Genomic DNA, 16,886 nt, shown 5'->3' on the forward strand with positions numbered 1-16,886 from the left:
GTTAAATTTCGCGATCGCGTAGTTTTAAGCCTAACCCTTCCCGACGACTCCGCAAGTCATAGTAAACCACGGCTTTGATAGTTTGCAACAATGGCACAATCACCGCACCACTACTAAAACTGATAGCGAAGACTAATACAAGATAAGGCAAAAGATATACAGTACCCCCCTCTTGTATCAGGGGTAAGAAAACAAGTTGTAAAATCCTAGTCAAAATTTGCACCACAATTTGGATTGGAATGGTGATTAAAAATCCGACAAAGGAAATCAATAGTATTCGCCAGACGTAACCTTTAGTTAATTCCCAACTGCGACTGATCGCACTCGCACCATCAATGTTATCTTCCACAGCCAAGGGTAAATCTACTAAGTAAAATCTTGTCACTAGCCACAAAACAGCTAACAAAGCGACAATCCCCACCACAAAGGCAATCAAACCTATCACTAGAAACGTAGCAGGATTTCCTTGCTGTCCTATTCCTCCCACTAGCGCCGCCGATAACAACCCTAGTATGGCAAATATAATTACCATCCCTATGACAATACCTATACCCACGAGAAACAATAACAGCATCGCCAACAAAAACTGCCACAGCCGTGAATTGACGAAACGTTTACCCGATGAGATGCTTTCTGGTTGATTCACCAATTCACCAAAAGCCAAGCGGGAAATTAAGGATGTGAGAGCATAAAATTTAGCCCACCCATATACAGGCACCAGTATCCATAGGTAAGCTTGGAGAGCTAGTAAAAAATATTCCTTCAGATGAGAACGATACAATCGCATTCCAGCACTGACAACGTTACCTACACTCAGTGGTTGTATAGGATCAGGAGAACCAAGATTGCCTGCCATAAGGTAGAACTTTCCTTGAAATTACGGGTATGAATTTGAAGCTATCTTAAGCTACGTTAATTGCTAATATGCCCAAAATTTATGAATATTCAACGTTGGATTGCACGACGAGAAGCAAACTGGCAGCGTTTAGATGCTTTGTTAAGGCAAGCAGAGACAAAAGGGTTAAAGTCCCTGAAAGCTGCGGAAATTAGAGAATTAGCAAGTTTATATCGTTCCGTAGCGGCAGATTTAGCCCGCGCCCGCACGCAACAAGTTGGTAATATTTTGATACAAAACTTGCAATTATTGACCACTCGTGCATATACACAAATTTACCAAGGTTCACGACGGCAGGAATGGCAAGCTGTGGTGGAGTTTTACCGATGGGGACTACCAGAGGTGATACAGCAAACATTTCCATATACTGCTACGGCTACAGCTTTGTTTTGTTTGGGAGTGATAGTTGCTTGGTGGTATGCGTGGCAAGATCCGACATTTATGTCCCTCATAGTTCCAGAACAATTAATTTCCCAAGTGCGAGATGAAAATAAATTGTGGATGGGTTCGATTGTGGGGATTGAACCTTTGGCTTCTAGCGGCATTATGATTAACAACATCAAAGTGTCCTTTGGTGCGGTGGCTGGAGGGATGACAGTTGGAGCTTTTACGACCTATATCATGGTATTTAATGGCTTATTAATTGGTGCGATCGCTACTTTGGTAGGTCAAAACAATTTAGCTTATCCTTTTTGGGCTTTTGTCTTTCCCCACGGTGCTTTAGAATTACCCGCTATCTTTTTCGCTGGGGGGGCTGGGTTTTTATTAGCAAAAGCAATTTTATTTCCTGGTCAATATCGCCGGGGAGATGCCTTAAAATTTTATGGTTCTCAAGCAGTACAATTAGTATTTGGCATTGTGCCAATGTTAGTAATTGCCGGGATAATTGAGGGCTTTTTCTCTCCTAATCCTATAGTTCCAGACCCATTAAAGTATCTATTTGGTTTAGGATTATTCATAATTTTAGTCATATACTGTAACCGCAAACGTACATCCGTCAAAAGTTAGAATTTTAAAGATTGAATTTCTCTGTACGGTTATTGCGATCGCCCCTGTTCATAAAACCGAACCTACAGCTATTTAACAGTGATCTAGTGTGTTAGTGAGGAAGCTTGAGATTGAGTTTTTCACCACTAAAGATTAATCGGAAAAATATACTGTCCACCTAGCACTAAAAAGCGTGAAATTAGGCTTCCTAAACCCAAATAGTGGATTGTAGAGGTGATATTATGGCACTCATTAGATGGGAACCATTCCGGGATATTGAACGCTTAGAACCATTCCGAGAAATTGATACTTTGCAACGGCAAATGAACCGTCTGCTGGAAAGATTAATGCCAACAGATGGTGGTGAAAGAACCGGATTGGCATTCATACCTGCGGCTGAACTCGAAGAAACAGATGATGCCGTTCATCTGAGACTAGAAGTACCCGGTTTAGAATCTAAAGATATTAACGTCGAAGCCACTCCTGAATTTATTGTGATTAACGGTGAACGCAAAACTGAAACTAAGACTGAAGAAGGTGGCATGACTCGTTCTGAATTTCGGTACGGTAGATTCCACAGAGAAATACCATTGCCTTGTCAAATTCAAAACGACAAAGTACAAGCTGAATACAAAAACGGCATTCTCCGTCTTACCATGCCGAAAGCAGAATCTGAAAGACAAAAAGTTGTGAAAGTTAATCTCGGTTAATTTGAGGGACTGGGAATTAGGGACTCTAAGGGACTTACAACTAAAAAAATATACAATCGCGAGGGGGAGCAGAGGAGCAGATGGGAAAATCCAATCCCCAATCCCCAGTCCCCAGTCCCCAGTCCCCAGTCCCCAATCCCCTACACCCCTAAACAGAGGAAATTCTTATGGCAAAAGTAGTTGGCATTGATTTAGGGACGACGAACTCTTGTGTTGCTGTTATGGAAGGGGGACAACCAAGCGTCATTGCCAATGCAGAGGGACAACGGATTACTCCCTCTGTTGTTGCATATACCAAAACAGGTGAACGCTTGGTGGGACAGATTGCCAGACGGCAAGCTGTGATGAACCCAGAAAACACTTTTTATTCTGTCAAACGCTTCATTGGACGCAAATTTGATGAAGTTACCCATGAAGCCACAGAGGTTTCTTATCGAATCATCCGTGACAGTAATGAGAATGTCAAATTGGACTGTCCCGCAGTTGGTAAACAATTTGCCCCTGAAGAAATTTCTGCCCAAGTGCTGCGGAAATTGGTAGATGATGCCAGCAAATATTTAGGAGAAAAAGTTACCCAAGCAGTAATTACAGTTCCGGCATACTTTAATGACTCCCAACGTCAAGCTACCAAAGATGCTGGAAAAATTGCTGGTATAGAAGTTCTCCGCATCATCAACGAACCAACAGCCGCCGCCCTCGCCTACGGTTTGGATAAAAAGCAAAATGAAACTATCTTAGTGTTTGACCTTGGGGGTGGAACCTTTGATGTTTCTATTTTGGAAGTAGGTGATGGTGTATTTGAAGTTAAATCCACCAGTGGCGACACCCATTTAGGTGGTGATGATTTTGATAAAAAGATTGTCGATTGGCTAGCTAATGAGTTTCAACACAACGAAGGTGTAGACTTGCGAAAAGATAAGCAAGCACTGCAACGATTAACAGAAGCCGCCGAAAAAGCCAAAATTGAACTTTCCAGTGCGACGCAAACTAATATCAATCTCCCCTTTATCACCGCCACCCAAGCAGGGCCAAAACACCTGGATATGACCCTGACACGGGTGAAATTTGAGGAGATGTGCGCCGATTTATTTGACCGTTGTCGTAAGCCTGTCCAACAAGCATTACAAGACGCTAGACTTTCTAACGCTGAACTGGATGAAGTTGTCTTAGTTGGTGGTTCAACGCGCATTCCTGCGGTGCAAGCATTAGTCCGGCAACTAACAGGGAAAGACCCATGTCAAGGAGTGAACCCAGATGAAGTGGTAGCGGTAGGTGCAGCCATTCAAGCGGGTGTGTTATCAGGCGAAGTCAAAGATATCCTGCTGTTGGATGTCACACCGTTGTCCTTGGGTGTGGAAACTCTGGGTGGTGTGATGACTAAGATTATTGAACGCAACACCACCATCCCGGTGAAGAAATCAGAAACCTTCTCTACCGCCGCCGATGGACAATCAAATGTCGAAATTCACGTCCTCCAAGGAGAACGAGAATTAGCTCAAGATAACAAAAGTTTGGGTAATTTCCGTTTAGATGGCATTCCCCCAGCACCTAGGGGTGTACCACAAATTGAAGTCACCTTTGATATTGATGCTAATGGTATTCTCTCGGTGACGGCAAAAGACCGGGCAACCAGCAAACAGCAATCGATTTCGATTACAGGTGCTTCTACACTGGATAAACGTGATGTGGAACGCATGGTGAGGGATGCAGAAGCCCACGCCGCCGAAGATCGTCAGCGCCGTGAACAAATTGATGCCAAGAACATAGCAGACTCTCTGGTATATCAAGCAGAAAAACAAATGCGTGATTTGGGCGATAAAGTCAACGCCAGCGACAGGAGTCGAGTGGAAGGATTAGTCAACGATTTACGGGAAGCGATTAATCAAGATCATAGCGATCGCATTAAGTCTTTAACCAATGAATTACAACAAGCCCTGATGCAAGTTGGTAGTGCCGTTTATGCCCAAGCCGCAGGAACTACGGGAAGTACAACCCCAGGTGAAGAAAGAGGCGGCGGTGACGATGTGATTGATGCTGATTTTGTCGAAAGTAAATAGTGGCGAGTGCTGTTAGCGGAAGCGGGGCGATGAGCTGCGTAATGAGTGCTGAGTAAAGTATTTTTACTCAGCACTTTCAGTAGATAAACATCGAAAATGTAAACTCCTTACTATTTTGGCAGATGAACAAGTCCACTAAATATAGATCATATTTGATTGCATCCTGCTAAGAGCATAAAACTTGAGTAGCAAAAGTACAATGTGGACACTCTCATTGGTTTGTTATAAATCTTTGTAAAGAAACCCGGAAAATAGTGATTTCCTAAATTGTTCTACTTTTTGTATTTAATACTTCAGAGATATGGAAGTAAATAGTACCTAGATGTTGATAATGAACTATATGCTAAGAAGATGACTAATTTATGACTCCCGGTTTCTACTATGCCAACTTGACATTTATTGTTCTGCACAAAATTGCTGATTAGAATCGAGTAGATAAGTAAACACACACTGATCCCTGTTTGTTTGCTTGAATAGCTATATTGATAGGATTGAAATTCAACATTCTTGATTATGGCCAGTAAAGTAATTAATGTTAGAGAATATACTGTCAAAGCCCATCAAAGGCTAATTCACACACGCGTTTTTAACTTCGTCTGTAAAGAGTGCAACGAAACTACAAAACGCGAGACTTTTGGGCCTCGTCCTTTATATTGCGAGAGATGTCGCCCACCACAACCACCCAAAAAATCGCCGCAGCCAACTCACAAGGCTAAACCTCGTCCAATGACTTACCAAAGTGATACTGATTTGGGTTGATTTGAAACTACATGATGAATCCTCAATTGCATTTAGAACCCCCTCCCCAAGACTTTCTCTCTCCCTTGTTAGAACTTAGAGACTACTATGCAGGTTTGGTAGAAGAGTACGAAAGTTTATATACACAGGCGCGATCGCAGCTGGATCATGTACAAGCTTTATTATCTAGCTGGTCTTCTGATTCAGACCCAAAAAACCAAATTCCCGCAGTTAAAGTAACGCCGCAATTATCCCCATCTCCTCAAGATGACTCTGTGCTATCTACATCTGATAGTGCTTCTTTCTCACAGATTGATGCGTCAGAGTTGCGCCAATCTGACATCGAAAGCGCAGACTCCTTGGAAATAGAGGATTCTGCTACTACGGTTATAGATACCGACGAGCCTTCCACACCCGATTTATCCGAGATCACGCCGGAAACTATTAAAGGCGTTGACATTCCGATGTTACCCCAGTATCAATCTCTGTCTCGGATGGATGCGATCGCTCGGTTATTGCGAGAACATATTGGTGTTGTCTGCCATATAGATTTCATTGTGCGATCGCTGTATGGTGAGTTAGAACCATTTGTTTTCAAAGTCGTCAAAGGCAGAGTTCAGTCTTCTCTCACCCAAGGTAGAGAAAGACAAGCTTGGTTTGGCATCCCTGACGAACCCGGTTGTTACACCTTAGATTTAAGTTTGGTAACTTCTAATCGTACTCATAGGTACTCTCAACACGGCAGAAGTAAGAAGAAGAAATCTGTAGTAGTGCCGAGTACGAATGTCATACCCATGCTCGAAGCTTATGAAGGGCAATTTTTGATTGATGCGTTGACTGTCTTCTTTAAACAAAATCCAGGCACAGTCTTTAGCGTTGCTGAAGTGATCACTGGACTTTATGGAGAACTAGATGAAGAAGAAGTCAAAGAAGTCAAGAGCAAGGTACTCAATGAATTATCTCGTGGCTATCGTATAGGGAGATTCGCCAGAATCCCAAACAAAGTTGGCTTTTATACCTTGGATTTGAAGTTAGCAGCTAAATCGGGGTAGGGGATTGGGGACTGGGGATTGGGGACTAGGCAAAAACTTCTACCTTGTCTCCCTTGTCTACCTTGTCTCCCTTGTCTCCCCTCACTCCCACCCTGCGGGTAGGCTTACGCCATCGTAAGAGAAGCTGATGCTACATCCTCCCCTGCTTCCTCTGCCCCTCTGCCCCTCTGCCCCCCTACTCCCTACTCCTCCCACGCCAGAGAGCGTTTAACGGCTTTCTGCCAGGTGGTGAAGTTGGCTGTGGCGCGATCGCTTTCTTTTCCTGGCTCAAATATGCGATCAATTTGGCGTTGGTTTACCAGTTGTGGATAACTATCCCAAAATCCGATGGCAATACCTGCGGCAAAGGCTGCACCTTGTACGGTTGTATCGCGCATGGTAGGGCGTTCTACGGGAATGCCTAAGACATCGGCTTGCAACTGCATGAGAAAATTGTTCTCACAAGCGCCACCGTCTACAATTAAACGCTGCATGGGATTGCTACTAGAAGTGTTGATTGCTTGTACTATTTCTCTGACTTGATAGGCGATCGCTTCTAATACAGCCCTGACTAGATGCTGGGGTTGCACACCAGCCGTAATCCCAAAAAATGCTCCTCTGGCGCTCATGTCCCAATAAGGTGCGCCTAGTCCGCTCAAGGCAGGGACAAAGTAGACTCCACCATTATCAGGAACTTGCTCGGCCATGGTTTCAGTTTCCGCCGCAGTTTTGATTAACTTGATGCCATCACGCAACCATTGGATACAAGCGCCACTGGTAAACATACTGCCTTCTAGGGCATAGCCAACATCTAAGTTATTGCTGTCATTGGCTTGTGTCCATGCCACTGTAGAAATCAGTTGATTTTGGGAACGCACAATATTACTACCAGTATGAGCCACCAAAAAGCTACCAGTGCCGTAAGTACATTTCATCAAACCGGGGCGATCGCAGCCGTGACCAAATAAAGCCGCTTGCTGATCACCTAAAATAGCTGTAATGGGGATAGCCGCACCGATTAACTCGGTATCAGTAACGCCAAATTCTCCTAAACTGGGTTGAATTGTCGGTAAGATATGCGCCGGAATTTGGAAAATATCTAATAATCTCTCATCCCACTTGCAGGTTGTGAGATTCATTAACATGGTGCGGCTAGCGTTGCTGTGGTCGGTGGCGTGGACTTTTCCGCCTGTGAGTTGCCACAGCACCCAAGTATCAATTGTACCAGCGAGGATATTGTTTAAATCAACGCCTGTAATCTTGTCTAAAAGCCATCTGAGTTTAGTTGCAGAAAAATAAGCATCGATTACTAACCCAGTGCGATCGTATATTTCCTGAGCGTAACCTTGCTGTTGTAATTGGTGACACAGGGGAGCAGTGCGGCGGTCTTGCCAGACAATAGCATTATGTAATGGCTTACCTGTGGTTTTATCCCAGAGTAGACAGGTTTCTCGTTGTACAGTTAAACCAATGGCTGCAATTTCCGATGGGTTGATTTGGGCGTTAGACATGGCAGTTTGCATCACCCAACAGGTATCCTGCCAAATAACTTCCGGGTCATGTTCCAACCATCCGGGCTGGGGATAGTATTGTGTGAGTTCTTTATATGCCTGCCCGATAATCTTACCATCGGCGTTAAAGATAAAAGCGCGGTTGCCTGTTGTACCTAAATCTAACGCTAGGATATAGCCGGATGATTTTGTGCTACCCAATGTCTGCATAAACCCTGATTAACATCACAATAAAATCTTAGTTTGTAGTCAGCAATAAATTCGCTTATAGACGGGATGAACAGGACTAAAGTCCTTACTACAAACTGGAAGTTACGAAGCGTGATGCGTAAAGCCCCCAAGTATGAGGTACAAAACCAATAAGTTTTGTACCTCATACGTCTTTTAACCTCCTAAGATTTGGGAGGTTGATAGTAATATCGCATTTTTTGTAGGGTGTGGGGGTGCGATCGCTAATTGATGCTCTCCCTACACCCTTGTACTAAACTAACCAATACCATCGATAACTGGGTGAAAGTAAAAGGCAAAACCTAATACTGTATAGGCAGCTAATAGCAAAGTGCCTTCTAACCAATTGGACTTACCATCAGAACTAATACTATTAGCAATTAACACCGCTACAACTACAGCTACTAATTCAAAAGGCTGGAAATCTAAATCCATTGGTTGACCGAATATCCACCCAGCAATGACTAACACGGGGGCGACAAATAAGGCAATCTGCATACTTGAACCCACAGCCACAGACAAAGAAAGATCCATTTTATCTTTCATGGCTACAGTGACGGCTGTGGCGTGTTCGGCTGCATTGCCAATAATGGGAACCAAGATTACCCCGGTAAACAGTGCGGTCAAACCTAGCTGGGAGGTAGCCACTTCTAAAGAATCAACCAATAATTCTGACTCTAACGCCACAAACAGGGTACATACTAACAGTACACCACTCCATAACCAAATATTGGGCTTGGTATGAGTTTCGTCTGCTTCGGTTTCTGCTATACCCACATCATATAAATAGGCGTGGGTTTTCATGGAAAATAGTAGCGTTAGGGCGTAAACCAAAATTAATACCACTGCCACAGCCAGGGATAAATATTGTAAAACTTCTTCTCCGATTCCCTTAGCGGTATAGTTCATGGCTGTGGGTAGCAAAATCGCAATTACCGCTAAATTCATCACAGAAGCATTTACCCGCGCCACAATCGGCTGAAATGTCTGTTCTTTATAGCGCAGTCCCCCCAAAAGCATAGCAAGACCCATTACCAGCAGTAAGTTACCGATAATCGAGCCGGTAATACTGGCCTTGACGACATTCACTAGCCCACCTTTCAAAGCTACTAAAGCAATGATCAGTTCTGTCGCATTGCCAAAGGTGGCGTTTAACAATCCCCCTAAGCTTGGCCCTACCACCACAGCAATTTCTTCTGTCGCGGTACCCATCCACGCCGCTAGGGGCAGAATAGCTAAACCGGCGGTGATGAAAACGACTAACTCTCCCCACTCTAGAAAATGGGCGGCTAAGGAAATGGGGATAAAGAGTAACAGAAACAGAAAAAGAATGTTTTTGCCTGACATTTGTAACTTTTAGTTGAGAATATGATTCACAGATATCTGTGCCGAATCAAAATATACAAACAATGTACAACTAGACTCTAAAATACTCTTAACTTTCCATAAACTTACTCAGGAATTATACTGTTCATAGCTTTAATGACAATTATGTAAAGTATGATTGCAATTTGTTTACCTTTCGCAATTTTTTGTAGCAAAACTATCAATTAGAAATGCAATTTTAGCGTAAAAATGGGGTTTAATAATTAAAAGATAATTAAATCTTTGATTGGCTCTGCCAACTAAAGAAGCTAACTGAGGCGTTGTTTAATGGCTGATGGTTTCGTGAGCTTTGGGAAACAGCTGTGCAATAACGCAGATTTACTATCATAATAAAACTACTGGCTTTGTAATTGAGCTGTCACCCATCACCATCGTTTTTGTTTATACCGGATGTTGCTTTTAAACTTCTGTAGAAAGTTGTAAATTCGATGTTTCCGGCATAAGTGTAAGTTTTTGTTTTTGGATAAATATACATGACTTCTGCTGCTGAACTGCCAGCTAGTTCTGGCTCAACATCAACATCACATTTAACTGTCAAAGAGACTCATCAAAGTGATTCCCTGAGTAAAGCTACAGGGGTATATGTCACCGTGCATGGTCACTTTTACCAACCACCACGAGAAAATCCCTATTTGGATGCGATAGAACGTCAACCGAGTGCTGCACCTTTCCATGATTGGAATGAGCGCATTCACTGGGAATGCTATCGTCCGAATGCTTTCGCCAGAATCTTAAATGACCAAGGCGAAGTCATGGGGATCGTGAATAATTACGAATATATGAGCTTTAACATCGGCCCCACGCTGATGTCATGGCTAGAACGCTACGATGTCGAGGTTTATCAACGAATTTTGGAGGCGGACGCGAAAAGTTGTCAGCGTTTGCATGGTCATGGGAATGCGATCGCGCAAGTATATAATCACATCATCATGCCTCTGGCTAACGAACGTGATCAACACACCCAAATTCGCTGGGGTAAGGAAGACTTCCGCAGGCGTTTTGGTCGTGATCCCGAAGGAATGTGGTTGGCGGAAACGGCTGTAGATGCTGCCACTCTCAAGGCTTTGGTGGCTGAGGGCATTCGGTTTATTGTCTTAGCACCATCTCAAGCCCAGCGTTGCCGTCCTTTGCCAAATTCAGATGATCCCCAACCGGAATGGCACGAAGTTGGCGGTAGTCAGATTGATCCCACCCGTCCCTATCGTTGCTATTTGAAGTCCACCCTCAACACTGCATCTTCCCCACTCAGTAGCATTAAAGATGGCGCGATCGCAGACACCGATCCTGTATCCTTGCAAGCATTACCCTATATTGATATCTTCTTTTACGACGGCCCCATTTCACGAGACATGGGCTTTAGTGATGTGGTTTATAATTCCCACCACTTTGCAGGACGCATAGGTTCAGCTGTACGCGGGGATCACCGTCAGTCACAATTAATTTCTGTGGCTACAGATGGGGAAACCTTCGGACACCATAAGAAGGGAACAGAAAAAACCCTCGCCTACGCCTTTATCAAAGAGTTTCCCCACCATGATTGGACGGTGACAAACTTTGCTCACTACCTCAGCTTAAGTCCTCCAGCTTGGGAAGTAGAGTTAAAACCTGTGACAGCCTGGAGTTGCGCCCACGGTGTAGACAGATGGCAAGATGACTGTGGTTGCGGTGGCGAAGGTGGGGTATGGCATCAAAAATGGCGGCGGCCATTGCGAAATGCTTTAAATTGGCTAAGGGATCAATTGGTGACAGTTTATGAAGAATATGGTCAACAGTTGTTTCGTGATCCCTGGCTAGCACGGGATGAGTATATTCAAATCATAGGCGATCGCTCCTCTGCCAATGTCAGCCGTTTTCTATCTCGGCATCAAAACCACAAACTCACCGCCGCCGAACAGGTAGACGCTTTGCGCTTGTTGGAAATGCAGCGTCATAGTTTGTTGATGTTTACCAGTTGCGGTTGGTTTTTTGAAGAACTTTCCCGCCCAGAGGGTACACAGATTCTCCGTTACGCCGCCCGTGCTTTGGAACTAGCGGGAGATGTGGCGGGTGTGCAACTAGAAAAAAGTTTCCTCAAACGCTTGGGTTTAGCCCCCAGTAATGTTGAGACTTTTAAACATGGCGCAGAAGTTTATCGCCAACTGGTGCAAACTGCCCAGATTAGTTTTAAACAAGTGGCTGCCCATTATGCGATTTCTTCCTTATTTCATGGGCAGGGATCAGCCCCCGGTAAGCATCACAAGCAGATTTATTGCTATACCGTCAATGACATTGATTACCAATTGCAACGGATGGGAGCATTAACCCTGGCAGTGGGAAATTTAAAGCTAGTGTCTGATATTACTTGGGAAAGTGAGAATTTAGTGTTTGCAGTGCTGCATTTAGGTGGCTGGGATTTCCACTGCGGCATTCAACTATTTACAGGTAGACGCGATTACAGCCAATTGAAAGACAAGTTGTTTACTTCGCTGCAACAGGCTAGTGCCGCCCAAACTATCTTAGCGATGACACAACTCTTTAGTGGGGAAGCTTATAACTTACAAACTCTGTTTGCTGAGGAACGCCACCGCATCATGCGGTTACTTAGTCATGAAACCCTAACACGGTTAGACCAACTCTATACCCAAGCCTACCGCGATAATTATGGCGTAATCATGGCGTTTCACCGCGATGAATTACCAGTACCGCAGGAGTTGCAAGTAGCAGCCGAGATTGCTTTAGGGTATCGGTGTATGACAACATTGCGATCGCTAGAGCAAGATATTACCGAGCCGTCATTGATTTGGAATGACATAGTAGAATTGGAGGCGATCGCCACTGAAGCTAAACATCTGCGTTGTCGCTTAAATATTCCTGAAGGTAAGCAAATACTAGAACAGGTAATTTTGCGCTTACTGTGGAGATTGCTGCACGATAGTAATGGTAGTTTTGCTACAGATATTCAATGTCTAGAACGATTAATTGATGTGACATATCAGCTAGATATTAGTGTTTCCTTACACCAGTCTCAGGAACTATACTTTAGCTGTTTATACAGTCAAATCATGCCCTTGTGTCTGACTACTCAAGCTCATCAAGAGGGTACTAATCAGTGCCTTCAGTTGCTGAAATTGGGGCAGAAGTTGAAGGTTGATGTAAGTAAGATTTTGAGTCAAATCGGGTAGCAGTTTTATATACCTAGCTTCAGCCAGACGTTTGATTGGTAAAACGTCTGGCTTTTGATTGAAATTATTAGTATATCAATTTAGTGCGATCGCAGATGCTACTCTTCTACAATCAAGTCGCTTTTAATTAGGCGTTTTTGTAAAGCAACAACGACAGCTTGAGCGCGATCGCCTACTCCTAATTTCTGCAAAATTGCATGGACATGCACTCGGACTGTTCCTGGTGTAATGTAGAGTGCGAGGGCAATTTCTTGGTTAGTTTTTCCGGCTGCTAGCAATGACAAAATTTCTTGTTCACGTTCGGTGAGTGGATGGGAGGGTTTTGAGAGATTTTTTGAGTCAAATTGGCCAGAATTAGATACAAAAGTGGCACGAATTTCTTTAGTTGCCGTTTCATCCCACCAGGAGGCTCCAGCTGCTACGGAACGAAGTGCTAATACCAATTTTTCCGCCGCCACTCCTTTGAGACAATAGCCCTGAGCGCCTGCTTCAATTAACCGTGCAATTAAAGATGTTTGCGAATGGGAAGTCAAAACTAAGATGGGCAACTGGGGATTTTGCTGCTTAATTTGTTTACAAGTCTCAATGCCTCCAATTCCTGGCAATCCTACATCTAACAGCACTACATCGAGAGGATTTTGATTGACTAATTCAATAGCTGTTTCACCATCTTCAGCTTCAGCAATAATCTCTAATCCCGTCTCTTGTTGCAATCGCACACGCAAGCCTAAGCGGAAGAGTTCATCATCCTCAACTAGAAGAATTTTAATCGGGGTAGATGGCATCTCACGCAGTTAGAGAAGATGAAAACGGGTAAACAGGGAGCTTGAAAGCAAACATGGCACCGATGGGTAATTTGTTCTCTGCCCAAATTATACCGCCGTGGGCTTCAATAATTTGCCGAGACAGGTAAAGCCCTAATCCAGAGCCTTTGGCTTGGCGGTTGCTATGCCCCTGGTAAAATCGTTCAAATAAATGGGAAAATTGTTCGGGCTGAATACCTGCACCGGTATCTAAAATTTTCACCACTTGAAAGTCAGCTTGTGTTCCTAATACCACTTCCACACGTTCACCACGCCGGGAATGATAAATAGCATTAACCACAAGATTAGTAAAAACTCGTTGAAGTTGTAGTGCATCACCTTTAACCCACAGCGTGCGCTGCCAATCAGAATCACCATAATTAAGTGAAAGATAAACGCGACGGCTGGCTGCTAACTCCCTGAGAGTTCCAGTTGCTTCTTCGGCTAAGGTAGCTAAATTTACAGGTGCTAAGTCTAGTTTCAAGCCTTCCGTATCATTACGATAAATATCTAACAATGTGTCTAGCAATTGTAGGGAAGTTTGATGACTACGCATCATTGTAGCTATAACTTTTTGCTGTGTTGGTAAGACAGCACCAAATTTTTCTTGTTCAAAAGCTTTGAGAGTTTCAATTGCTCCTAAAAGGGGCGTTTTCAAATCATGGGTGATGGTAGAAGCAAAGTCTTCGCGCACCCTGGACAATTCCTCTTGAGCTGCCAGTTTAGCACGGGTGGTGGCGATCGCTTCTTGGGAACGACGCAGGCGATCGCTCAAAACCCCAGTAACAATCAAGGCGATCGCAGCGATTACTCTACTAGCAACTGTAGAAAACTTAATCACCTCACCTCCTGGAAGTATAAGATTCAGCATGATTAAGCAAACAGCAACGAATGTAGCTTGAAAGGTGGCACGCCTACCTAACCAGGAGTTTGTTAATAGAATTGGACCCGTGTAAAGATAGCCAAACACATATTCAGTTGGTGTAGAGTATTCCAAAAATAATAAAACTATAAATAGACTGACAATCAGCAAAGAACTGCCTCTTGGTGTTTTTTTATTAGGTAATCTGCCTGGGGAATCTACCATTTAAGATGTAACGGCTATTCAGCATTAAGTCAGTTAATATAGATATTCTCTTAATTTAGCATAATCTTCAATTATTCTAAAGTGTTTATCCGCAAATAAATGTTTGATATAGATAGTTTATAAACATGATAAACACGCATATATATTAATAGTTTAATATTAATATCAAAAACAAACCCTTATTTATATCCTTCTGATACTTGTTTTTTCTGATAAATTAATTCACTATAAAAGTTATTACTCAAAAACAAGAATTTTTGGCTTTAAATTGCAGAAATTCATTTATGAAATTCGGTTTAACCAGTGTGCGAATATCCAGTTGTAGCTGCCATTGTGGCAAAGCTTTAACTAGCTTACAATTACCAGAAAAATGCGTAATTATCGGCATTCTCAGAGAGCAGCAAGTCATACTAGTCAGCGCAGAACCCACCATTTGGCATGGGGATTATATACTAGCTGTTGCTCTAAATTCAGCCTTAGTCCCTATGCTCAATTTTGCCCTAAATAAAAGGCATTCAGTTCATTATTCACCACCAAAATGTTTGATTAAAAAATCAACAAATATATATTAGGAGTTTTTTGAAATTCATGTTACAAGGATGGATACAAATTGCTTTAACGCTACTCATCGTCATAGCAACTACACCCTTACTAGGTAAATATATATTTCGTGTTTTCATGGGAGAAAAAACATTATTGGATGCAGTAATTAATCCCCTAGAAAGAGTTATTTATGCCTTTAGTGGCATACGTTATCAAGAGGAAATGACAGGTTGGCAGTATGCCAAAGCAGTGCTGTATAGCAACCTGATTATGGTGATTTTAGTTTATTTCATCCTGATGGTTCAGGGATGGCTACCACTTAATCCCACAAACTTAAATGCGCCTAGTTGGGATTTAGCCCTACACACCACTATTTCCTTTGTTACCAATACAAACCAACAGCACTACTCTGGTGAGACAACTTTTAGCTATGCCAGTCAAGTTTTCGCCCTTGGTTTTTTGATGTTTACCTCAGCAGCCACGGGTTTGGCAGTAGGAATCGCCTTTATTCGCGGTTTAACTGGTAGACCATTGGGCAACTTTTACACTGACTTGATTAGGTCAATCACACGAATTTTGCTACCCATATCTATTATTGGGGGATTGTTGTTAATTTTGGCAGGTGTACCAGAAACCTTAGCAAGCCCAGCCACAGCCACCACCCTAGAAGGTGCAACTCAAGTAATTGCCCGTGGCCCAGTTGCCCATTTTGAAATTATTAAACAACTAGGAGAAAACGGGGGTGGCTTTTTTGGCATTAACTCAGCCCATCCCTATGAAAATCCCAATGGTTTCTCGAACTTATTAGAAATGTGGGCAATGATTTCTATTCCTGCGGCATTGATTTATGCCTATGGGATGTTTGCTAATAACCGTAAACAAGCATGGTTAGTGTTTTGGATGGTCTTTGTCATCTTTGTCTTTTTAGTAGGTGTTGCCGCAGTAGGGGAGTTTCAGGGTAATCCCTTGGTTAATTCTTTATTAGGGGAACAGGAACCCAATTTAGAAGGCAAAGAAGTGCGATTTGGTTGGGCGCAAACAGCACTATGGGCAGTTATGACTACTGCAACCATGTGTGGTGCTGTTAATGGAATGCACGATTCCTTAATGCCACCAGGAGGGTTTGCCACTCTGTTTAATATGTTTTTGCAAATTATTTGGGGAGGACAAGGAACTGGTACAGCCTATCTATTTATCTATTTAATTTTGGCAGTGTTTTTAACTGGGTTGATGGTGGGACGCACACCAGAATTTTTAGGACGCAAAATTGAGAAAAAAGAAATTGTCCTCGCTAGCGTCATTCTATTAGTTCATCCCTTTGCTATTCTGATTCCTTGGGCAATAGTCTTTGGTTTTCCCGATACACTCTCAGGCATTACTAACCCAGGTTTTCATGGAGTTTCCCAGGTAGTTTACGAATACGCTTCAGCTGCTGCCAACAATGGTTCTGGTTTTGAAGGACTAAACGATAACACCCTATGGTGGAATCTCAGCACCAGTATCAGCATTTTGGCAGGGCGTTATATCCCCATTACTGCCCTACTGCTACTGGCAGATAGTATGTCCCGCAAGCAGCTTGTTCCTACAACCACAGGAACTTTAAGAACTGATACCAGACTCTTCACGGGAGTTACAGGAGGGGTGATTTTGATTCTGGGTGCGCTCACCTTCTTTCCTGTACTTGTCTTAGGCCCTATAGCAGAAGCATTCCTGATTGCCAGAGTGGGATAAATCAGCAATTCACAGTTA

The 16,886-nt window shown here is 43.1% G+C and carries 12 protein-coding genes; 7 read left to right on the forward strand and 5 right to left on the reverse strand.

Features of this window, described 5'->3' with window-relative positions; genetic code table 11:
- Position 1: 1 nt before the first annotated feature.
- On the reverse strand, positions 2 to 856 hold the full coding sequence (locus NOS7524_RS02795; RefSeq protein ID WP_015136947.1) for a DUF975 family protein: 855 nt from the start codon (positions 854 to 856) through the stop codon (positions 2 to 4).
- An 81-nt stretch (positions 857 to 937) separates the two neighbouring features.
- Here NOS7524_RS02795 and NOS7524_RS02800 point away from each other — a divergent pair, with 81 nt between their 5' ends.
- The 5 genes from NOS7524_RS02800 (at position 938) to NOS7524_RS02815 (ending at position 6,439) form a co-directional block, all read left to right on the forward strand.
- Entirely contained in the window at positions 938 to 1,903 is a 966-nt protein-coding gene (locus tag NOS7524_RS02800; protein ID WP_015136948.1) for a stage II sporulation protein M, read from the forward strand.
- A gap of 221 nt (positions 1,904 to 2,124) precedes the next feature.
- The gene (locus NOS7524_RS02805) at positions 2,125 to 2,592 is read left to right on the forward strand and encodes an Hsp20/alpha crystallin family protein (RefSeq protein ID WP_015136949.1); all 468 of its coding nucleotides are present in this window, start codon (positions 2,125 to 2,127) and stop codon (positions 2,590 to 2,592) included.
- 167 nt (positions 2,593 to 2,759) lie between these two features.
- Positions 2,760 to 4,649, forward strand: a complete 1,890-nt coding sequence (gene dnaK, locus NOS7524_RS02810; RefSeq protein ID WP_015136950.1) for a molecular chaperone DnaK — start codon at positions 2,760 to 2,762, stop codon at positions 4,647 to 4,649.
- Positions 4,650 to 5,162: 513 nt separating this feature from the next.
- Positions 5,163 to 5,408, forward strand: coding sequence for a hypothetical protein (locus NOS7524_RS28155; protein ID WP_015136951.1), 246 nt, complete (start codon positions 5,163 to 5,165; stop codon positions 5,406 to 5,408).
- 11 nt (positions 5,409 to 5,419) lie between these two features.
- A complete protein-coding gene (locus NOS7524_RS02815; RefSeq protein WP_015136952.1) occupies positions 5,420 to 6,439 on the forward strand; it encodes a hypothetical protein in 1,020 nt (339 codons plus the stop codon).
- 182 nt (positions 6,440 to 6,621) lie between these two features.
- Here NOS7524_RS02815 and glpK read toward each other — a convergent pair whose 3' ends face one another.
- Positions 6,622 to 8,139: a glycerol kinase GlpK gene (glpK, locus tag NOS7524_RS02820; RefSeq protein WP_015136953.1), complete on the reverse strand. Its 1,518-nt coding sequence runs from the start codon at positions 8,137 to 8,139 to the stop codon at positions 6,622 to 6,624.
- 276 nt (positions 8,140 to 8,415) lie between these two features.
- Entirely contained in the window at positions 8,416 to 9,504 is a 1,089-nt protein-coding gene (gene cax, locus NOS7524_RS02825) for a calcium/proton exchanger (RefSeq protein WP_015136954.1), read from the reverse strand.
- Between the two features lie 512 nt (positions 9,505 to 10,016).
- Between cax and NOS7524_RS02830 the strand changes: the two genes are divergently transcribed.
- Positions 10,017 to 12,704 carry a DUF3536 domain-containing protein gene (locus tag NOS7524_RS02830; protein WP_015136955.1) on the forward strand — a complete coding sequence of 896 codons (2,688 nt, stop codon included), beginning with the start codon at positions 10,017 to 10,019 and terminating at the stop codon, positions 12,702 to 12,704.
- A 98-nt stretch (positions 12,705 to 12,802) separates the two neighbouring features.
- Here NOS7524_RS02830 and NOS7524_RS02835 read toward each other — a convergent pair whose 3' ends face one another.
- Both NOS7524_RS02835 and NOS7524_RS02840 read right to left on the reverse strand, forming a co-directional pair.
- Positions 12,803 to 13,489 carry a response regulator transcription factor gene (locus tag NOS7524_RS02835; RefSeq protein WP_015136956.1) on the reverse strand — a complete coding sequence of 229 codons (687 nt, stop codon included), beginning with the start codon at positions 13,487 to 13,489 and terminating at the stop codon, positions 12,803 to 12,805.
- 1 nt (position 13,490) lies between these two features.
- Entirely contained in the window at positions 13,491 to 14,594 is a 1,104-nt protein-coding gene (locus tag NOS7524_RS02840) for a sensor histidine kinase (RefSeq protein ID WP_015136957.1), read from the reverse strand.
- Positions 14,595 to 15,182: 588 nt separating this feature from the next.
- Here NOS7524_RS02840 and kdpA point away from each other — a divergent pair.
- A complete protein-coding gene (gene kdpA / locus NOS7524_RS02850; RefSeq protein ID WP_015136958.1) occupies positions 15,183 to 16,868 on the forward strand; it encodes a potassium-transporting ATPase subunit KdpA in 1,686 nt (561 codons plus the stop codon).
- Positions 16,869 to 16,886 lie beyond the last annotated feature (18 nt).

The sequence above is a fragment of the Nostoc sp. PCC 7524 genome (assembly GCF_000316645.1).
Lineage (GTDB): Bacteria > Cyanobacteriota > Cyanobacteriia > Cyanobacteriales > Nostocaceae > Trichormus.